General features: G+C 64.0%; 17 protein-coding genes. 7 read left to right on the forward strand and 10 right to left on the reverse strand.

The genetic code is table 11. The features are described 5' to 3' along the window. Positions 1-67 precede the first annotated feature (67 nt). From JQ627_RS21235 to JQ627_RS21255, 5 genes are all read right to left on the reverse strand, one after another. Positions 68-934: a carbohydrate ABC transporter permease gene (locus tag JQ627_RS21235; RefSeq protein ID WP_212486095.1), complete on the reverse strand. Its 867-nt coding sequence runs from the start codon at positions 932-934 to the stop codon at positions 68-70. Then, positions 931-1803 (reverse strand): carbohydrate ABC transporter permease, encoded by an 873-nt coding sequence (locus tag JQ627_RS21240; RefSeq protein WP_212486096.1) that lies wholly within the window; start codon positions 1801-1803, stop codon positions 931-933. The genes JQ627_RS21235 and JQ627_RS21240 overlap by 4 nt, the downstream gene beginning before the upstream one ends. 97 nt (positions 1804-1900) lie before the next feature. Beyond that, positions 1901-3286: an ABC transporter substrate-binding protein gene (locus JQ627_RS21245; protein ID WP_212486097.1), complete on the reverse strand. Its 1386-nt coding sequence runs from the start codon at positions 3284-3286 to the stop codon at positions 1901-1903. Positions 3287-3479: 193 nt separating this feature from the next. After that, on the reverse strand, positions 3480-5357 hold the full coding sequence (locus JQ627_RS21250; RefSeq protein ID WP_212486098.1) for a WG repeat-containing protein: 1878 nt from the start codon (positions 5355-5357) through the stop codon (positions 3480-3482). Between the two features lie 132 nt (positions 5358-5489). Next, on the reverse strand, positions 5490-7379 hold the full coding sequence (locus tag JQ627_RS21255) for an AsmA family protein (RefSeq protein ID WP_212486173.1): 1890 nt from the start codon (positions 7377-7379) through the stop codon (positions 5490-5492). Between the two features lie 273 nt (positions 7380-7652). On the opposite strand from JQ627_RS21255, the gene JQ627_RS21260 reads away from it, so the two are divergent. Continuing rightward, positions 7653-8360: a CoA transferase subunit A gene (locus tag JQ627_RS21260; protein ID WP_212486099.1), complete on the forward strand. Its 708-nt coding sequence runs from the start codon at positions 7653-7655 to the stop codon at positions 8358-8360. Positions 8361-8378: 18 nt separating this feature from the next. Next, positions 8379-9029, forward strand: a complete 651-nt coding sequence (locus tag JQ627_RS21265) for a 3-oxoacid CoA-transferase subunit B (RefSeq protein ID WP_011089829.1) — start codon at positions 8379-8381, stop codon at positions 9027-9029. A gap of 214 nt (positions 9030-9243) precedes the next feature. Here JQ627_RS21265 and JQ627_RS21270 read toward each other — a convergent pair whose 3' ends face one another. The 3 genes from JQ627_RS21270 to JQ627_RS21280 form a co-directional block, all read right to left on the reverse strand. After that, entirely contained in the window at positions 9244-10122 is an 879-nt protein-coding gene (locus JQ627_RS21270) for an SUMF1/EgtB/PvdO family nonheme iron enzyme (RefSeq protein WP_212486100.1), read from the reverse strand. Positions 10123-10174: 52 nt separating this feature from the next. Then, positions 10175-11272 (reverse strand): copper-containing nitrite reductase, encoded by a 1098-nt coding sequence (gene nirK / locus JQ627_RS21275; RefSeq protein WP_212486101.1) that lies wholly within the window; start codon positions 11270-11272, stop codon positions 10175-10177. Positions 11273-11509: 237 nt separating this feature from the next. Next, positions 11510-11716, reverse strand: coding sequence for a hypothetical protein (locus tag JQ627_RS21280; protein WP_212486102.1), 207 nt, complete (start codon positions 11714-11716; stop codon positions 11510-11512). A gap of 159 nt (positions 11717-11875) precedes the next feature. Here JQ627_RS21280 and hemN point away from each other — a divergent pair, with 159 nt between their 5' ends. Next, the gene (gene hemN / locus JQ627_RS21285) at positions 11876-13228 is read left to right on the forward strand and encodes an oxygen-independent coproporphyrinogen III oxidase (protein ID WP_212486103.1); all 1353 of its coding nucleotides are present in this window, start codon (positions 11876-11878) and stop codon (positions 13226-13228) included. 94 nt (positions 13229-13322) lie between these two features. Continuing rightward, positions 13323-13520, forward strand: a complete 198-nt coding sequence (locus tag JQ627_RS21290; RefSeq protein ID WP_014492467.1) for a DUF1858 domain-containing protein — start codon at positions 13323-13325, stop codon at positions 13518-13520. Between the two features lie 89 nt (positions 13521-13609). Here JQ627_RS21290 and JQ627_RS21295 read toward each other — a convergent pair whose 3' ends face one another. Continuing rightward, a complete protein-coding gene (locus JQ627_RS21295) occupies positions 13610-14320 on the reverse strand; it encodes a Crp/Fnr family transcriptional regulator (protein ID WP_212486104.1) in 711 nt (236 codons plus the stop codon). Positions 14321-14448: 128 nt separating this feature from the next. Between JQ627_RS21295 and JQ627_RS21300 the strand changes: the two genes are divergently transcribed. Continuing rightward, a complete protein-coding gene (locus JQ627_RS21300) occupies positions 14449-15660 on the forward strand; it encodes an NnrS family protein (RefSeq protein ID WP_212486105.1) in 1212 nt (403 codons plus the stop codon). Between the two features lie 2 nt (positions 15661-15662). Here JQ627_RS21300 and JQ627_RS21305 read toward each other — a convergent pair whose 3' ends face one another. After that, positions 15663-16700 (reverse strand): AraC family transcriptional regulator, encoded by a 1038-nt coding sequence (locus tag JQ627_RS21305; RefSeq protein WP_212486106.1) that lies wholly within the window; start codon positions 16698-16700, stop codon positions 15663-15665. Positions 16701-16902: 202 nt separating this feature from the next. On the opposite strand from JQ627_RS21305, the gene JQ627_RS21310 reads away from it, so the two are divergent. Next, complete coding sequence (locus JQ627_RS21310) at positions 16903-17523, forward strand: response regulator transcription factor (protein ID WP_212486107.1); 621 nt, start codon at positions 16903-16905, stop codon at positions 17521-17523. 172 nt (positions 17524-17695) lie between these two features. Further along, positions 17696-19375 (forward strand): mucoidy inhibitor MuiA family protein, encoded by a 1680-nt coding sequence (locus JQ627_RS21315; RefSeq protein WP_212486108.1) that lies wholly within the window; start codon positions 17696-17698, stop codon positions 19373-19375. The last annotated feature ends 23 nt before the right edge of the window (positions 19376-19398 follow it).

Genomic DNA, 19398 nt, shown 5'->3' on the forward strand with positions numbered 1-19398 from the left:
GCAATCCAGGCAGTCGCCGCGGCAAGATTCTGGATCGCTTCGCTTCGCTCGCAATGACGGGCGGTTGCTACGATTTCACCGCACCTGCCGTAAGCCCGCCCACCATGTAGCGGCGGAAGGCGTAATAGACTGCGGCCGGCGGCAGCGCGTAAATGAAGCCGGTGGTCATCAGCAGTTCCCACGGGGAATCGTCGGCAGCGAGGAAGTTGCCGAGCGCGACGGGGAGGGTGATCTCGCGGTCGTTGGACAGAAGCAGGAACGCGTAGAGATATTCGTTCCAGGCAAGCAGCACCGCATAGGTGCCGATCGCGACCAGCGAGGGCATCATCAGCGGCAGGTAGACCAGGCGGAAGATCTGGAGCGTCGTGGCGCCGTCCATCACCGCGGCTTCATCCAGCTCGACCGGCAGCTTGTCGGAGGCCTGCTTGAGCACCCAGATCGCGTAGGGGCTGGCGATTGTCACCATGGCCAGGATCAGCGACCAGTGATTGTTGAGCAGGCCGTAATTGCCCATGGTGCGGTACATCGGCACCGCGAGGAACGCCGCCGGGATGAAATACGTGAAGAGCGCGAGGTTCAGCACCATGCGTCCGCCCGGCACCTTCAGTCGCGAGATCGAGAACGCAGCCGCGGTGGCAATGAACAGCGTCAGCGCGCCGACGGCGGCCGCGATCAGTGTCGAATTCCAGAACTGCACATAGAAGTCGCGCAGGAAGTAGTGCTGCTGCTTGAACACGATCTCGAAGTTGTGCAGCGTCGGATGATCCGGCCACAGCTTGCCCGAAAACGCGTCCTCCTTCGGGGAGATCGCGAACAGGAACATGTGGTAGATCGGAATCATCGTCCACAGGAACACGGGAATGCCGATCAGCAGCAACCGTGCTTCGGTCGCGACGTCGCGCCAGGAAAACTCGCTTACGCCGGGAAGCTTCATCGCGACAACCGTTTCATCATGAAATACACGAGCGGCAGGACGAACGGCATCGCGCAGACGATGGAGGCCATCGCGAGCGAAAGCTGGTCGAGCCGGAGATAGCGGATGCCGAGCGTCGCCAGCACATGCGTGAGGTCGGCCGGGCCACCGCCGGTGAGCAGATAGACGCTGTTGAAGTCACCGAGCGTCCAGATCATCGAGAGCAGCGTGCAGGTGACGTAGAGCGTCTGCATCGACGGCCAGGTGATGTAGCGGAATTTCTGCCACCAGCTTGCGCCATCGACCTCGGCGGCCTCGAACAGATCGTGCGCGATCGCAAGGCGTCCGGTGATCAGGATCAGCGTCCAGAACGGCAGCGACTTCCAGATGTGCACGCCGATCGCCATGGCAAGCGCCACGGTCGGGTCGTTCAGCCAGTTCGGGCCGTCATCGCCGGTGAAGGAGAAGATGAGGTGGTTGATCACGCCCCATTCGGGATTGAGCATGAAGCGCACCGACAGGATGGTCGGGATCGACGGCACCGCCCAGGGCAGGATGAAGATCACCGAGAGCCATTTGATCCAGGTGCGCTGCTGCGCGAAGAAGCCGGACAGGAACAGCGCGATCAGCATCTTGATGTTGATACCGATGACCAGGAAGATCAGCGTGTTGATCGCGGCGCGCGCGAAGATCGGATCGTGGTACAGCGCGACATAATTCGACGGGGCCCGCGCCAGCCACAGCCCGTAGCAGACGGGATAGACGACGAAGGCGAGGAAGACGAGCAGATAGGGCGCGAGCAGCACGATGCCCCAGACCTGCGCCGGGGTCAGCCGCGACGACAGGGGTGGGGCGGGCATCGACTGATCGCCAGAGAGCGTGATCGCCATTCTTCAGGACTCTTTGAAAGGACTTCCGGCCGCACGAGGCGGCCGGTATTAGCGTTTAGCCTCTCCCCGCGCCAGCGAGGAGAGGAAGAAAGAGAACTTAGCCTGCAACCTGCTTGATGCGGGCGATCAGTTCGTCGACGGCCTTGTCGACCGGGACCTTCTCGCTGACGACCCGGTTCATCGCCTTCGCCCACACGTTCTCGTTGTTGAGGATCGTGAACTTCCAGTTCTTGGTGAAGTCGAACGCGGCGGTACCGCCGGTGAACTGGGCGTAGACCGCCTTGCGGTGCTTGTCGGCCTGCCAGAACGGGCTGGCCTGGCTTTCCTTCGTCACCGGGAACCAGCGGCCGAGCGCGCCCTCGATATAGGGACGCACGTTCTCTTCCTGGAGCAGGAAGCTGATGAACTGCTTGGCCTCGGCCTTGTTCTTGGCCGCGGTGAACACCAGCCCGGTCTTGACGTCGGAGCGGTAGCGGATGGTCGAACCATCCGGCGCCTTCGGGAAGGACGCCGTGACGATGTCCTGCTCATAGGCCTTCTTGCCGGCGTCACGCTGCTCCTGGGTCAGAGCCTGGTTCTGCGAGTCCTCGAACCACTTCGCCGCGATCGAGATCGTGAAGTTGTGGGTCATCACGATGGTCTTGTTGTGGAAGGCGACGTTGTTGTCCGGATCCTTCCAGGTCGTGGAAGAGGGCGGCGTGCAGCCCTTGATATAGGTGTCGGTGTAGTCCTTCAGCGCGCTGATCAGATTCTCGCGCACCTTGGGATCGTCGACCAGGAGCTTGCCGTCGTCGTCGACCAGCTTGACGTGGTAGGCGTCCATGAAGGTGTAGAACGACTGGAAGGCATCGGTGGATTCCACGCCCATCGGCTGGCCGACGCCGTAGATGCGCTGGCCGGTGGCTTTACGGATACCCGGCTGGACCTTGTCGCACCAGAACGTCCAGTAGCCCGCCCAGTCGGTCGGGATGTCGGCGAGCTTGAAGCCGGCCTTCTCCAGCATGTCGTTCCAGATCTCGACATGCATGCTCTGCTGCTTCAGCGGGAAGCCGTAATAGGCCTTCTTCTTGGTGACGTCGTTGTAGAGGATCGACGCGTCCAGCGTGTTCTGCACGAACCGGTCCTTGATCGGCTCCATGACGTCGGAGAGGTCCTCGAGCTTGCCCTCATAGGCCCACTTGCCCTGGGCCTGCACGTCGTAGGAATCGGAATAGGCGACATCGGGCACGGTGCCGGCATCGAGCGCGGCGACCGTCTTCGGAATCATGTCCTGGATCGCGTACTGCGACAATTCGACCTTGATGCCGGTCTTGGCTTCGAACTTCTTGATCGTCTCGATCAGCGCGTCGTCTTCGGACCGATAGAAGCCCTTGCCCCACCAGACCGTGATCGTCTTCTGCTGCGCAAATGCGGGTGCAGCGGCTGCAAACAGCCCGGCCGCAGCGACCGCCAATGATACTGCGCCAATAACCTTGGATCTCACGTTTTTCTCCCTCAAACGGCCGGTGTTTTTAACCGGTCGTATAAAACACTAGCGCATGGCCGTCAGCCGATCTAGCGGCATCTTGTCAGACATAGGTCGTGGGGTGTCGGGCCAGCGCAGATGCTTAATCCGCGCATCGATCCAATCGCCGCATCAATTCGGCCGGATCAATTCGTATGAGGGGCTCAGGGCCTCAGAGCTGACACGCAAATACGCCGAACTGTCTCTTCAGCGGGTCCGACGGCTGGCATTGAAGGCCTTCGATCGGCTGTCCCCTGCGATCGATTGGACACCAGGCTTCACCGGTTCTGGCCCAATTGATGCCGCGATCGAAGAACGTGGGCGCGTCATATCTTGCCTCGATTGCCAGCGTCCCCTCCACGTCGGCAAAGCCCCAGCGCTCGCCCGATTGCGCCGGGACCAGGCCGTCCTGGAGCCGAATGCCGATCCGCCCATCCCGTGGCTTGATCAACCATGAACCGTGGGCATCGAGGATGCCGCGTCTGCCATCCTCGAATGCCATGGCCATATCAGGGCGGATGTGGCAGATGCGTTCAAAACGCTGCGTGGTGATCCACGCACCAGTCGAGGCATCGATGATGCCGTTCCTGTCACCCACTCGCGCCAGAACCGAACCGTTCGGCAATCCGGGCGAGATCGCGTCGAAAATGGGCTCGACGGCCCAGGTGGCATCAGCTCGCAATAATCCGAACTTGTCACCAAGACCGGCGACGGCGAGAGAGTTGTAGAAGGGGCCGGCACGATCAAACCGCTGCGACGTCATCGGCGTGAGATCGGCTGAAGCATAGGCAAATTTATCGCCGATCTTGAGGATATAAGGTCCGTCGCAGGTCACGGGCCTTGATAGCTCACCTTCCTGCGGTTCGATCGGCCTACCATCCTCGTCGAGAATCCGCGGCTTCTTGTCGATCTCACCGACAATACGCCCGTTGGCGCATCGTCCGAATGCAAGGTCGAACGAGGGCGGGACAACGACCTTGGCGTCTTCATCGAGAAGGCCGTGCTTCTTCTCGTTCTGAATGTCCCAGGACCCTTTCGTGGTCTCCTTCAAAAATATGTTCTCGTACTGGGGCTGGACGACCCATTCGCCGGAACGATTTATCAGGCCCGATCTCCCCTTCAGGCGGGCAGGCGTAAATCTGGCGTCGCGTGAAAATTGATGGACGCTCTCAAATTTTGGCTCGATCTTGAAGCGTCCCGAGCGATCGATGAAACCCCAGCGGTCATTGATCTTTGCGGAGGCCATCCCGTCGATGAACGAACCAAGATGCTGGAATTTTGGTTCGAGCTCCCAGCTCCCGTCGGGACGTATCGCGCCCCATCCGGAATCGACCCTTGCCAGCATGAGCGCTGAACCGTCGGTGTCATACGGCAGGATCGCGTCGAGAGAGGGCGGAACAAGCCAGGCGCCGGAGCGGTCCACGAGACCCCATTTGCCTGCCGCCGCGATCGTCCTGCCGTCTGCGATCGCGCCGAACAGTTCAAAAATCCCGTGGATGAATTGCTCCGTGCCCGCAATGCCTTCCGATGTGGTCCGTCTCTCGGTGGCAAAGAAGACCCTCTCGGTGAAGGGAACGACGTAGCCGAACTTGGGCTCAAGCACCGTCTTGCCGTCCAAGTCGATCAGGCCGGACCGTCCGCCGACGTCGATCTGCGCAAATCCGCGAGAGAAGCGATCTGCGATCGGATATTGCGGCTTTGCGATCACGCGACCGCTTGTGTCGACATAGCCGTAGCGGCCGTTCGATCGCACCAGCGCGCGGCCTTCATGGAAGGTATCGACCCAATCATATTCGGGCGGCACCGCAAGCGTACCGTCGCGGTTCACCGCGCCGCACAGGCCGTGAGGGAATCCGCACGAGGGCAGTGGAAACGAAGGGGGCGAGCCGAAGCCATTCGTGCCTTGGTTCGCACGAGCCACAGCGGCGTCGAAAATGACTTTCCCGGCGGGCAGGAGTGGAGCGGGGGGCCGATCACCGGCGTTCGGCTGCGAAACGTTCTGCGCGTTCACCATGGTCGTGAAGCCGAGAGCCGCGACGATCGCGGCCACCCGGTATCTTCCAAAACTTCCCATTCGGCGATGTCTCATCCTGCCTCAACCTCAGGTATGAAATCATCGTGGCGAAATACGGACGCTTCTCATGCTTTGGTGGAGACGCCTCCGTAGCCGATCCGCTCGGGGCTAATTCGACTTCGCGTTTTCCTTGGCGTTCTCGGCCGTCGGCGAATCTGCCGGCGCAGGGTGCTTCTCGCCGGTGATGCGCCGCTTCAGGAGGTCCAGGAAGGGAGACGCCGCAGGCGACTGGCGGATCAGGCTTTCAGGGTCGGGGAAGATCAGGGGATCGTCCCAGGGCCCCTGCACCATGAAGGGCAATTGAAAGCCGGACGTCGTATTGAGGCTCGCCACGCCCTTCATGTCGTATTCGCGCGTCGGCACCGAGGCGGTACCCGTCAGCGTGATCTTCGCCGCCGGCCCTTCGATGCGGATGTCCTCGGCGGTGGCGATCCCATCGGAGAATTTCACCGCGATGGTGAGATTGTCATAAGGGGTCGAGCCGTTGCGGAAATTGCCGCCACCCGACAGCGGCCGCCGTTCCAGCCGCTTCAGGAGCTGCTCGGCGTTGAATCCCGAGATCGCACCGTCGTGTCCGGTCACGGTGGCAGTGCCGTCGAGCGACTGCACGAGGCCGAACGGGCTCGAGCCGGAGGCCAGCAGCGAGACGTTGATGTTGCCGCGGCCGGACAGCTTGTTGAGGCCGAACAATTCGGAGGCGCAGGCCTGAAGATCGACATCGGTGAACTGGAATTGCGCCTTGACGTCGGCGACGGTGTCGGAGCGCGCGATCCCGAACGAGCCCTTGGCGATGCCGCCATAGACCTGAGCTTCGCCGACCGAGAGCGCCAGCGTGCCGTTGCGCAAGTTGGCGCCGATCGCGGTGCGGCCGAGCTTCGACGTCCCGACTGTCAGCCTGGCTGCCGACAGGCGCATGTCGAGGTCGGTGGTCGAAAGCCCGTTGAGATCGAACAGCTGCCTGTTCCAGTCGCGGGCGCCGCTGGCGAGCAGGCGGAAGGTCGAAATATAAGGTGTGAAGTCGAGCGCGTCGGCGGCAAGCGTCGCTTGCAGCGTCTGCCGGCCGTTATTGGCGTAGGTCATCACGCCCTCGGCGGTGTTGCCGTCGAGCTCGACATTGACGTTGGTGAGCGCGATCGAGGCGCCGACGACATTGGCGCGCGCCTTCAGCGCGAAGCGGCCGAAGCCGCCGCTGCCGGGCTGCGGCTGGCCGGTCCAGCGCAGCGCGTTGCGCAAGGACGGGCTGTCGATGGTGAGCGTGCCTTCCATCATCGGGCTGGTGCGGTTGGCGACGCTGCCGTCGAAGGCGAGCTTGAGCGGGGCGCTGGCGATCCGCGCCTTCAGCCCGGAGCGGTCGCCGGAGAGGGCGGCGACGAAATCGGCGAAGCTGATCGAGCCGTCGACGCGCTCGCCGCGCCAGTCGAATTGTCCGGTCGCGGCGAACGACCGCGAGATCGAGGGCCAGGCCAGCGACAGGTCGATGTCCTCGAACTTCTCGGAGGCGTGGGTGGCGACGTCCTCGTAATTGAGCACCCCGTCCTGGATCCTGATCTCGGAGAACGAGACCTGATTGTCGGCGCCCGGCTTCATGGTGCGCGCAATGGTCTGGATGAAGGGCGTCCAGTTGCTTTCGCCATCCTGCTTCAGGCTGACATGGATGCGCGGCCGCAGCAGCGTCAGGTCGGCGATCTCGAACCGCTGCAGCAGCAGCGGCAGCAGCCGGAGATTGGCGGTGAGCACGTCGACATGGAGCGCGGGATCGCTGGTGCCGCCGCCCTTCAGGCCGACGTCATGGAAGGAAATGTAGCTCGCCGGCAGCACCGAAATGTCGATACTGCCTGCCACGCTGAGCTCGAGCCCGGTGACGTCGCGGATCTGCGTTTCCACCGCCTTGCGCAGCGCGTCGCGGTTGATGAGCCAGGAGGTCGCGATCAGGGCGATCAGCGCGAGGCCGAGCAGCGCCGCGATCGGCGTCCCGAGGCGCTTCATTCCTTGGGCCATGGTCAATGGCATGTCCTGAACGGGTTGGTCGCTGGAGCCAGAAGGGCGGACCGAGAAACCTGCGTGCCCACGCCCAACCCCCGCAACTTGATGGGTTTTCTTGTCGCTTTCAAGGCCGCGGACGGGTCTGCCCACGGCGTGGGCAGCTTCTATCACCGGAGGGCGGAACGGAGAACCCCGTATCATTGACGGCTTTGGAGGATTTCGCCTAATAATCGCCGCCAATGAGGCGCGACGGCCTGCCAGCCAAAGGTTCACCCGAAGGTTATTTGCATGAACAAGGTCTATCCCGACGCCAAGTCGGCTCTCGAAGGCGTTCTGAAAGACAACATGATGATCATGTCGGGCGGCTTCGGCCTCTGCGGCATCGCCGAGGCGCTGTCGGACGCGATCCGCGAGTCCGGCGTCAAGGGCCTGACGTTCGTCTCCAACAATGCCGGCGTTGACGGCATCGGCCTCAGCCGCCTGCTCGAAACCCGCCAGATCAAGAAGATGATCTCGTCCTATGTTGGCGAGAACAAGCTGTTCGCCCAGCAATTCCTGGCCGGCGAGCTGGAACTCGAATTCAATCCTCAGGGCACACTGGCCGAGCGCATCCGCGCCGGCGGCGCCGGTATCCCGGCCTTCTACACCAAGACCGGCGTCGGCACGCTGATCGCCGAAGGCAAGGAAGTGAAGGAGTTCGACGGCGAGAAGTACCTGATGGAGCGCGGCCTGTTCGCCGACCTCGCCATCGTGCACGCCTGGAAGGGCGACACCGCCGGCAACCTGATCTACCGCAAGACCGCGCGCAACTTTAACCCGATGATGGCGACTGCCGCCAAGATCACGGTGGCCGAGGTCGAGCATCTGGTTCCGGCCGGTGAACTCAATCCCGACCACATCCACACGCCCGGCATCTTCGTGAAGCGCATCGTCGAGGTCGGCACGGCCAAGAAGCGCATCGAATTCCGCAACACCCGCCCGCGTAACGCCGCCTAAGCGTATCAGGAGACTCACATGGCCTGGACCCGTGAACAGATGGCCGCGCGCGCCGCGAAGGAACTGCGTGACGGCTACTACGTCAATCTCGGCATCGGCATCCCGACGCTGGTCTCGAACTTCATCCCCGACGGCGTCGATGTCAGCCTCCAGAGCGAGAACGGCATGCTCGGCATGGGCCCGTTCCCCTATGAGGACGAGGTGGATGCCGACCTCATCAATGCCGGCAAGCAGACCGTGAGCGAGCTGCCGTCGACCTCGTATTTCTCGAGCGCGGATTCCTTCGGGATGATCCGCGGCGGCCACATGGACCTGTCGATCCTCGGTGCCATGCAGGTGGCCCAGAACGGCGATCTCGCCAACTGGATGATCCCCGGCAAGATGGTCAAGGGCATGGGCGGCGCGATGGATCTCGTCGCCGGCGTCAAGCGCGTCGTCGTCGTGATGGAGCATTCGGCCAAGGACGGCTCGAAGCTGCTGAAGAAGTGCAATCTGCCGCTGACCGGCGAGCGTGTGGTCGACATGGTCGTCACCGATCTCGCGGTCTTCACCATCGACAAGCACGGCGACGGCGGCATGGCCCTGATCGAGCTCGCCGACGGTGTCTCGCTCGACGAGGTCAAGGCCAAGACCGAGGCGGAATTCCGCGTCGCGCTGAAGAATACGTAAAAGAGCAGTCGCGAATGATTGTGAAATGGCCGGGCTTCGTCCCGGCCATTTTCGTTTGGGGGGACGCGCACTGTCTCCACACCGTCATTGCGAGGAGCTCTTGCGACGAAGCAATCCAGACTTTCTCTGCGGAAGGATTCTGGATTGCTTCGTTGCGCTCGCAATGACGGAGTATGATGCGGCCCCGTCGTTCTTCACCTCACGTGTGCATCCGCTACGATCTCGCCGCCCACACCTTGCCCCACCGCGCCGACACGCTTGCGACCCATGACGGCTCCTCGCGCACCAGGCGGAAGCCGAGATTGGCGGGCGGCACGCCCTGCGCGCAGCCGCCGGCACGAGCGTCGCGGATGAAGTCGGTGACGTAGGCGCGGTGCGCGCCCTCGGCGACGCGCACGCCGCAATTCACGGTCGGGCGGCCGGCATTGCCGGCTTCGTCGATGCGCGAGCGCATGAAGCAGGTCGAGGTCCATTCCCAGACATTGCCGGCAATGTCCTCGATGCCGTGCTCGTTGGGGCCGAACTTGCCGAACGGATGGGCCGTGGTGTCGGAGAAATCGCGCTCGGATTCTCGCTCGTAACGGCTGATCCAGCGCTTTGAAGGATCGTCTGCGTCCACAGGCGCGCCGTCGTCCCTGAACCGGGAGCCTGCCGCAAAGGCCCATTCCGCGTCGCTCGGCAGGCGGTAGGTGTGGCCGGTCTTGCGCGACAGCCAGCCCGCATAGGCCTGCGCATCGTGCCAGCTCACCTGCACCGCGGGACGATCGGACGCAATCGCGACGCCGCGATCGAGCGCGCGGCAGGCGCCATCCCGGACGCAGAGCTGATAGTCGGATGACGAGACCTGGTGCCGCATGATGTGCAGCGGCCGGTTGAAGCGCATCGCGCGCAGCGGCACTTCGGCCTGCTGCCCCGCGCGAGTGAAATCGCCGGCCTCGCGATAGGAGAGACTGCCCGGCGCCACCCTGACGATGGCAGGCTCCGTCGCCGTGCCATGGACCGCCATGTCCGAGACCAGCGGCGCCACGGCGATCGGCCCTGCGAGCCCGGCGGCGCAGGCGAGCAGCAGTTTCAGCTTGAATGCGATCAGCATGGTCGTTCCCCCGAAGAAGAAGGGGCCGGTGATGACCGGCCCCTTGTCGTGTCTAGTTGGTGTTGGGAGCCGGTATCTCCGCAGGCGCCTTCACCTGGGTCATCAGGTCGTCGTTCCACTTGCCTTCGACCTTGAAATGCGCGGTGGCGCCGAGATCCGCCGCCTCGATCAGATTATGCGTGACATAGGCGTAGATGCCGGGCTGCAGGAACTTGTACAGCGCCGCTCCCGCCGAGCCGCCACGGATGAACCAGGTCTCGAGCCCGGTCTCCGGCGCGTTGGAGAATTTTCCGGTCTCCCAGACGTAGTCGCCATGGCCGCCGATCAGGTGCGGACGGCTGTCGCGATTGGCCTGCGAATGCACGATCAGCACGTTCTCGCCGACCTTGGCCGTCAGTGCGTTCTTGCCGGTGAGCGAGCCGACCTTGCCGTTGAACACGACATGCGTGGGGATCAGCTTCTTCATCACCTCTTCGGTCTCGGTGAAGGCCTCGCCAGGCGAATCATAGGACTTGAAGTTGCCCTTCTCGTCGCGCGGCACGTACATGTCCTGCTCGCCGACATAGTAGACCTTGTCGTATTTCAGCGCGTGGCCCCTGCCGTCGTTGAGGCCGTCGCGCGGCAGCACCATCACGGCACCGTTCATGCCAGAGACGACATGCCAGGGGATCATCGGGCCGCCCGGCGCGCAGTGATAGACGAATACGCCGGTCCGCGTCGCCTTCCAGCGCAGCACGACCTGCTCGCCGGGATTGACCAGCGTGAGCTCGGCGCCGCCGAGCGCGCCGGTCGCGGAGTGGAAGTCGATATTGTGCGGCATGGTGTTGGTCGAAGGATTGACCAGTGTCACTTCGACATAGTCGCCTTCATGCACGACCATCAACGGGCCCGGCATCGAGCCGTTGAAGGTCATGGCCTGGAAGGTGGTGCCCTTGTCGTCGATGACGACCTTCTTCTCTTCGATGTTGAGCTTGAACTCGACGATCTTGGGGCCCTGCGTCGTGGCCTGCTCGTGCGCGTGCACGAAGGGCGGGGCGACCAGTTCGACCTTCTGGCGCGGCAGCTTGAGATCGCTGGCCGCGAACGTGGGTGTCGCCAGCATCAGGGCGGTCGCGGCGGCGCTGATCAATGCGGCTCTGCGGGTGAACATCGGAAGCATCCTTCATCTGAAAGGGTTTTGATGACGGATGCAGTCTGCGCCTGTTACGGCAAGAGTGTTTGCGCTGCGACAAGCTTTTGCCGGATTCGCTTCCGGTAAAGTCCTTAAGAGGTTTGCCGAAGCTCGCGTCGACGATGCGAAGGACGCGACGCCGCGCGGCATCAGTTGCGGCAGCAGCAAATCGTTCGCATGTTCAGCTGCGCTCGATCGTGAATCGATGGTTGTCGATTAGAGAAGCTGGATCGCAATCCAGACCGTGCCCCAGACCGCGAGCGACAGCGCAGCAAGGATGGCGGCCGCGATGGCCAGCACGCGCGCGAGATAACCTGCGCCGACAGAAGGCGCCGCGGGGACCGGACGAAAATCGTCGAAGCGCGGGATATGACCGCGAACGCCGATGAGCCAGAGAACGAGATCGAGCGCGAGCGACGCCATGGCCTATCTCCAGTGAGTCATGATTGAACGTCACCATGACTCCGATCCGGCGCTCTGACTTTGAGCGAGCGCAAGGTGGTCCGCCCGAAAACGGGTAATCCAATGCCATCCGGGACGCGCCGCGCCACTGCGCGGCATCGATTTACGAATGGGTAAGATATGAGGACCGATCTCGCAGCGAGCTATGGCGAAGAACGTTTGCCGCGCTACACCAGCTATCCGACCGCGCCGCATTTCTCGCCGGCGATCGGCGCGGACACCTACGCAAGGTGGCTGTCCGAGCTTCCTGCAGGCGGCAGCGCCTCACTTTATCTGCACGTGCCGTTCTGCCGCGAGATGTGCTGGTATTGCGGCTGCCATACCCAGATCGTCCGCCGCGACGGGCTCATTGCAGCCTATCAGCGGACGCTGCGCAGTGAGATCGCGCAAGTCACCGAGGCCATCGGCCGCCGCATCAAGGTCGAGCACATCCATTTCGGTGGCGGCACGCCGACCATCATGGCGCCGGAGGCTTTTGCCGAGTTGATGGCGGCGATGCGCCACTCGTTCTTCGTGCTGCCGTCGGCCGAGATCGCGGTCGAGATCGATCCGCGCACGCTGACATCAGAGATGGTGGAGGCCATGCGGCTCTCCGGCGTCAACCGCGCGAGCCTTGGGGTACAGAGCTTCGATCCGGTCGTGCAGCGCGCGATCAATCGCGTGCAGAGCTATGAGCAGACGGCTTCTGTCGTCGATCGGCTGCATCGTGCCGGGATCAACGGGATCAACTTCGATTTGATCTACGGCTTGCCACACCAGACCGTAGCTTCCTGCCTGGACACCGTGCGGCGTTCGCTCGAGCTTGGGCCCGACCGCTTCTCGGTGTTTGGTTATGCGCATGTGCCTGATTTCAAGAAGCACCAGCGCATGATCGATGAGAGGCATCTGCCTGATGGTCTGGCGCGTCACGACCAGGCGTGCGCGATCGCCAATGCGCTGAAGGAGGCCGGCTATGTGCAGATCGGGCTCGACCATTTCGCGCGCCCCGACGACGCCATGGCCGTGGCCTTCGAGGAGCGGACGCTGCGGCGCAATTTCCAGGGCTACACCACCGACCGAGGCGAGGTCCTGCTCGGGTTCGGCGCCAGCGCAATCGGACATCTGCCGCAGGGCTATGTGCAGAACCAGGTGCAGATCGGCGCCTACGCACAAAGCATTGCCAATGGCGACTTGGCCACCGCAAAGGGCTACGGGCTCACCGACGACGACCGGCTGCGCGCCGACATCATCGAGCGCATCATGTGCGAATTCGGCGCCGATCTCGGTGACATCTGCGCACGTCATGGCGCACAGCCCGAGGCGATGCTGCAATCGGCCTCGCGCCTGAAGCCGCTGATCTCGGACGGCGTGGTGAGGCTGGACGGCGACCGCCTCGCGGTTGCAAGCGACTCGCGCTTCCTGGTGCGAAGCGTCGCTGCCGCGTTCGACGCGCATCTGGATCCGGCGAAGCAGTTGCACAGCAGGGCGGTGTAACCCGGAAGGACGGCGGAGGACCTGGCAACAGCTTGCGCTTCAACAAAGAAGCTCGGACCCGCTCCGCTATCGTCACTTCGGAACGGAGTTGTCCATGCCTTTCCGATCCGACGATCTGGTCGATGACATCATGCGCGCGGCGCCGCACACGATCCGCGTGTTCCTCGCCTTCAGGATGGCTTGCGTCGGCTGTCCGATCGCGACCTTCCACACCGTGGAAGACGCCTGCCGCGAGCATGGCATTGATCGCGACAAATTCCTCGCTGCGCTGTGCGAATGCGTGCCGGCGTGAGGCGGGTTGGAGTTCGCGCGGGTCGCGCGCGGATTCCCGGGCGAGGGCGGGCTTTCGCCGTAAGCGGAAGCGCCCCTCACCCCTAATTTTTAGATCGGGCTGCTGTCCGCCGTCCGCTCCGCCAGCACCACGATCTTGTGCGGATCGCGCAGGATGATGCGCTGACGGCCGCTCTCGACGAGGCCCTGGCTCTCCCAGCCGCTCAGGATACGGCTGACGGTATGCAGCGTGGTGCCGGTCATCTGCGCGATGTCCTGGCGGCTGATCGGGAAGTCGATCTCGATGCCGTGGTCGAGCTTCTTGCCGGACTGTTTTGCGAGCCGCAGCAGCGCATGCGCGACGCGCTGCTCGACCTGCTGGGTCGACATTTCCAGGATGCGGGTGTGGCTCTCCTGCAGCCGCGCGCCGACGGTTTGCAGCGTATTGGTGGCGATCGCCGGAAACCGCTCGATCAGCCGCGGCCAGGCCGAATTCGGCCAGATCAGCACCACACTGTCGTCGACCGCCATCGCGGTCGCGGGATAGTGCACGGCACCGATCGCCATCGCGAGGCCAAAGGTCTCGCCGGGCGCGACATAGCGCACGACGATCTGTTCGCCGGTCGGGGTGGTCTTGGTCGCGCGGACGTGGCCGTGCAGCAGCAGGAAGAAGGATTGCGCGTCAGCGCCCTGTTCGAAAATGGCCGTGTTCCTGGGATAGCGCGCCGAGCGGGCCTCGCGCAGGATCTCGTCGAGGTCATCAGGCTTGACGCCGGCGAATAGCGGCAGATGCGCAACCAGCGATGTGTCGACCTTGGCCATTCTGTCTCCTCGGCGCTCGGGAGTGTGATGGCACCTGTAATCGTCAGGCAGTTTGCGATAGCGCAAAACGGGCCGGCCGGACGGCAGTATTTTTCCAGGCAACGGTCCGAATTCACAGGAGTTGCCCCATGGCTGGCGCCCGATCCCGCAATTTTGAGGGCTGGCCGCTGTTTGCGAACAGTTTTCGCCCCTTTTTTCTGCTGGCCGCGATCCAGGCCGGGCTGTCAATTTTGGCCTGGCTGCCGATGTTCTACGGCGAGCTATCGGTCAGTTCGACGTTCGCGCCGCGCGACTGGCACGTCCACGAGATGCTCTATGGCTTCCTGCCGGCGGTGATCACGGGATTCCTGTTCACGGCGATCCCGAACTGGACCGGGCGGCTGCCGATCCAGGGGACGTCGCTGGGCGCGCTGCTGGTGGTCTGGCTCGCCGGACGTCTTGCAGTGACGCTGTCCGCCGATATCGGTTGGGCGTTCGCGCTCGTCGTCGATGCCGCCTTCCTGGCGCTGGTCGTCGCGGCCGCGACGCGCGAGATCATCGCGGGCGGTAATTGGCGCAATTTGCCAGTTGTGGTGCTCGTGCTGGTGCTGCTCGCCGGCAATGTCGCCTTCCATCTCGAAGCGCACTTCGAGGGCGCAGCCGATGTGGGCATCCGCGTTGGCATCGGTGTGGTCGTGCTGCTGATCTCGCTGATCGGCGGCCGCATCATCCCCAGCTTCACCCGCAACTGGCTGGTCAAGTTCAATCCCGGCCGCCTGCCGGTGCCGTTCGGCCGCTTCGACGGTGCGGTGATTGGATTGAGCGCGCTCGCGCTCGTTGCGTGGATCGTGGCGCCGCTGAACATGATCACCGGCGCGGTGATGGCGCTCGTCGGTGTGCTCCATCTGGTGCGGTTCGCGCGCTGGGCCGGCGACCGCACCTCGCGCGAGCGGCTGCTGCTGATCCTGCATGTCGGGTACATCTTCGTGCCGCTCGGTTTTCTCCTCAACGCTCTGGCCGGCTTCGGCCTGCTGCCGCCGAGCGCGGGCATTCACGCCTGGATGACGGGGGCTGCCGGAATCATGACGCTCGCGGTGATGACGCGCGCGAGCCTTGGCCATACCGGGCAGGCGCTGACGGCATCACCCGCCACCCAGGGCATCTATGTCGCGATCATCATCGCGGCACTGGCGCGGGTTGCTGCCGTTGTGTTGCCGGCGCAAAGCGATGTGCTGCTGCATATTGCGGCCTGCGGCTGGATCGTCGCGTTCCTCGGCTTTGCCGCCGCATTCGGACCGCTGCTCGCCGGAAATCCCCGGCGTGCGCTTGCGATCATGGGCATGCCGGCTCCGGCACGCTGAGCCTAGGCCGCGGACGCCGAGGGAACGTCGGCGGGCTTGGCCAGTGGCCGCACGCCTTTGCGCCATGCAGTGATGGTGCAGCCGAAACGGCCACGGAACCAGCGCGCCATCGCGCTCTGTGCGGAGAAGCCGAGTTGCGCGGCGACGTCCGCCAGCGGCCGGCCGGTGTCGTCGATCAACTGGATCACGAGATCGGCGCGCTGTGCGTCGAGGATGGCCGAGAAACTGGTGCCGGCTTCAGCGAGGTGCCGATGGATGGTGCGGCGGGTGCAGGCAAGATGCTCGGCCACGCGCTCGACCGTGCAGTCGCCGCCGGCGAGCAGGATGCGCACGACCTCGTCGACCTTCTCCTCCCAGCTTGCCGGCCGCGTCTCGATCGCCTCGATCCGCTTGCGCAGATAGCTCGCGATCAGCGGATGCGCGCTCGGGATCCGCCGCTCCATGTCGTGCGCTGACAACAGCATCGCATCGTCATCGGCATTGAAGGTGACGCGGCAACCGAAGAAGTCGCGGTAGCGCTTGCGGTCGTGTGGCGGCGGATAATGCAGATGCACTTCGAGCGGCCGCCAATCGCTGCTGAATAACGACTGGATGATGCGGTGAACGCTGCCCAGCGCCATGTCGATCGACTGGCGCGGCGCGGTCGGCTGCCGGCCGCGCAGATGCAGCGTGACGGTCACGGTCCGCTTGTTGCGGGTGACGTCCAGCTTCATGCCGTCGTGATGGACATGGATGAAGCGCGAGAATGCTTCGATCGCCTCGCCGACGGTCGCCTGTTCGCGCACGATCAGGCCGACCGCGCCGAAATTGGTCAGGCCGCCGCGCTCGGCGAGCCGCAAGCCGAAATCTTCAGCGCCTGAAGCCTCTGCCGACAATTCGAGCAGGCGGCGCAGAGCCGTGACGGCGATGGGCGTATCGGGCTTGTCGAGGCAGGCCAGCGGCAGCCTGACCTTGCGCATCATCTGTTTCGGGTCGAGCCCGACCGACCGGGCGACGTCCGGGTAGTAGCTCAAGCCTGCGCTGCGAATGAGGTCGGTCATGCGACCTGTTCCTGCCAGCCATTCCCGCAGATGTCCCGAAATGTAAAGTTTCTGTCCCGATCCGTCAAATCCGGGAACAGGATGGAACATACATAAGGGACACCGAAGCACGGGCGTGAATGCCGTGCGTGTGACGGCGCGGCGCGACGGAGTCCCGCTGCCGTCTCGGGCCATTTGACCAAGACATTGCTGGATCGGGACTATGCCGGGGAACATGCTTTCCAAGGGTGAGGTATTCGTCATTGAAACGGACGCGGCCTCGCGCGAACAACTTTCAATGGCGCTTCAACAGAGCGCCTACGACGTGATCTGCTTTGCCGACGGCGCAGCTTTGCTTTCGGAAGCCAAGGCGCGGATGCCGGCCTGCGTGCTGCTGGAGATGCCGCCCGATCGCTCCGGCCTCGACGTGCTCAAGCGCCTGCGCGAGGAGAACTGCATGGCTCCGGTTCTGGTGACGTCGGCGAACGGCAGCATCGCGATGGCCGTCGACGCGATCAAGAGCGGTGCGGCCGACTTCATCGAAAAGCCGTTCCGCACCCACGACATCATTGGCCGGATCGACGCCGCCATCGACGAGTTCGGCCAGCCCAGCTCGAACCGCCAGCGCTGGTTGCCCGGTTGCGAGCCCCTGACCGGGCGTGAGGGCGACGTGCTCGAGCATCTCGCCGCCGGCCTCACCAACAAGGAGATCGCCCGGCGCATGCATCTGAGCGCGCGCACGGTCGAAGGTTATCGCGCCGGCATCCTGAAGAAGGCCGGCGCCAAGAATGTGACAGATCTGCTCCGCCGCATCTTCGGCCAGGGTTCGCCCGCCCAGGTTTAAGTACTCCGCTGCGGGACCGCGACACGTTCCGCGGCCATGGTGCCGCCGCGGCGGCGCCCCACGGAAACCCCAATCGAACCAGTTCCTTCCCTGCCGCGTCTCATCACGATGGCGAGGCATTTTATCGCGCGCGTCCGGTTGGCGGCGTGGCGATACTGGCAGGAGGGACTTTATGCGCATCACCGCAAGATGTTTGGCAACGACGAGCCTGGTTCTGGTGAACATGGCGTCGCCCTCATGGGCCGCCGATGTGGACGCCACATCGGCGATCGACACCGTCACCGTCTATCCCGATGGCGCCACCGTCACCCGTGTCATCGCGCTGGACCTCGCCTCCGGTGACAGCACGCTCGTCGCCAGGGATTTTCCGCTTTCGCTCGATCCGTCCTCCCTTCGCGTCGAGGGCGAGGCGGGTGCCAAGCTCACCATCGGCACGATCGATGCCCGGCCGCCGCGTGCGGCGCCGCCAGTCAACCTGTCCGAACTCGACAAACGCATCGAAACGCTCAAGGACGAGCGCTCCGATTTGCAAGGAGCAATCGATGCGGCGGTCGCGCGGCGCAAATTCGCTCAGCGGTTTGCCGAAACCTCTCCTGCCGGCCTCGGCGACAAGGGCGAGGCCCGTCCAATCACCGAATGGCGGGCAGCCTTTAGCGCAGTCGGCGACGAGATCGCGACTGCCGACACCGCGATCCGAGACGCCACTCGAAAACAGCGCGAGAACGATCGCCAGATCGCGCAGCTCGAAGCCGAGCGTTCGGCCAAGCCGCCGAGCAAGCTCGAGGTGCGCATCGACGTCGCCTCGGCCGCCGCGACCAAGGCGACGCTGCGGGTGACTTACGCTGTCCGCAACGCGCGCTGGCTGCCGCTCTATGACGCCCGGCTCGACACCGGCGCCAAGGACCGCAAGCCGCAGGTCGAGCTGGTTCGCCGCGCCGAGGTCACGCAGTCGACCGGCGAGGATTGGTCCAACGTCACGCTCGGCGTCTCCACGGTGCGGATCGGTCGCGGCGGCAGCGCGCCGGAGCTCAACTCGCTGGTTGCGCAGTATCCGCAGGTACCGAAGCCGATGGCGCTCGGAACGGCTTCGGACCTTGCGCGGCCTGCGCCAGCCATGCGAGAGCGTTCCGCGCAATTTACGCCCTTGTCCAAGGCTCTCGAAGCTGCGGAGCCGCGTGAGCGTGCCGACGAGCAGCAGGCGGTTGCCGAGATCGGCGACTTCCAGGCCACATTCAAGATTCCCGGCCGCGTCAGCCTCGGTGCTGCCGAGGGCGCCAAGAGCCTGCGTATCGCTTCCATGAGCGTGCCCGCCGACCTCGCGGTGCGCGCGGCCCCGGTGATGGATCCGACCGCCTTCCTCGAAGCGAGTTTCAAGCAGACCGATGACACGACTCTGTTGCCGGGCAAGGTCGCGATCTACCGCGACGGCGTCTTCGTCGGCCGTGGCAAGCTGTCGGCCTCGGCCAAGGACGACATCGTGCGGCTCGGCTTCGGCGCCGACGACAAGGTCAAGATCGAACGTGCCGTGCTCAAGCGCAACGAAGGCTCGGCCGGCCTGCTCGTCACGACGTCGAAGACCGACGAGCGTTCGTTCAAGACGACGATCCGCAACGGCCACGACTTCCCGATCAAGGTTGCGATCGAGGATCAGCTGCCGGTCAGCGAGAGCGAGGATATCGTCGTCGAGATGCTGCCTGCGAGCACGCCGCCGACCGCGAGCAACATCCGCGACAAGCGCGGCGTGCTGGAATGGTCGTTCGACGCCAAGCCCGGCGAGGTGAAGGACATCAACTTCGCCTGGCGCATCCGCTGGCCGAAGGACAAGAGCATGGTGATCGTGCCGGCGGGGTAAACTCTCGCCTTGGGCGGCGCTTC

Source organism: Bradyrhizobium liaoningense (genome assembly GCF_018130785.1).
GTDB classification, from domain to species: Bacteria; Pseudomonadota; Alphaproteobacteria; order Rhizobiales; family Xanthobacteraceae; genus Bradyrhizobium; species Bradyrhizobium liaoningense_A.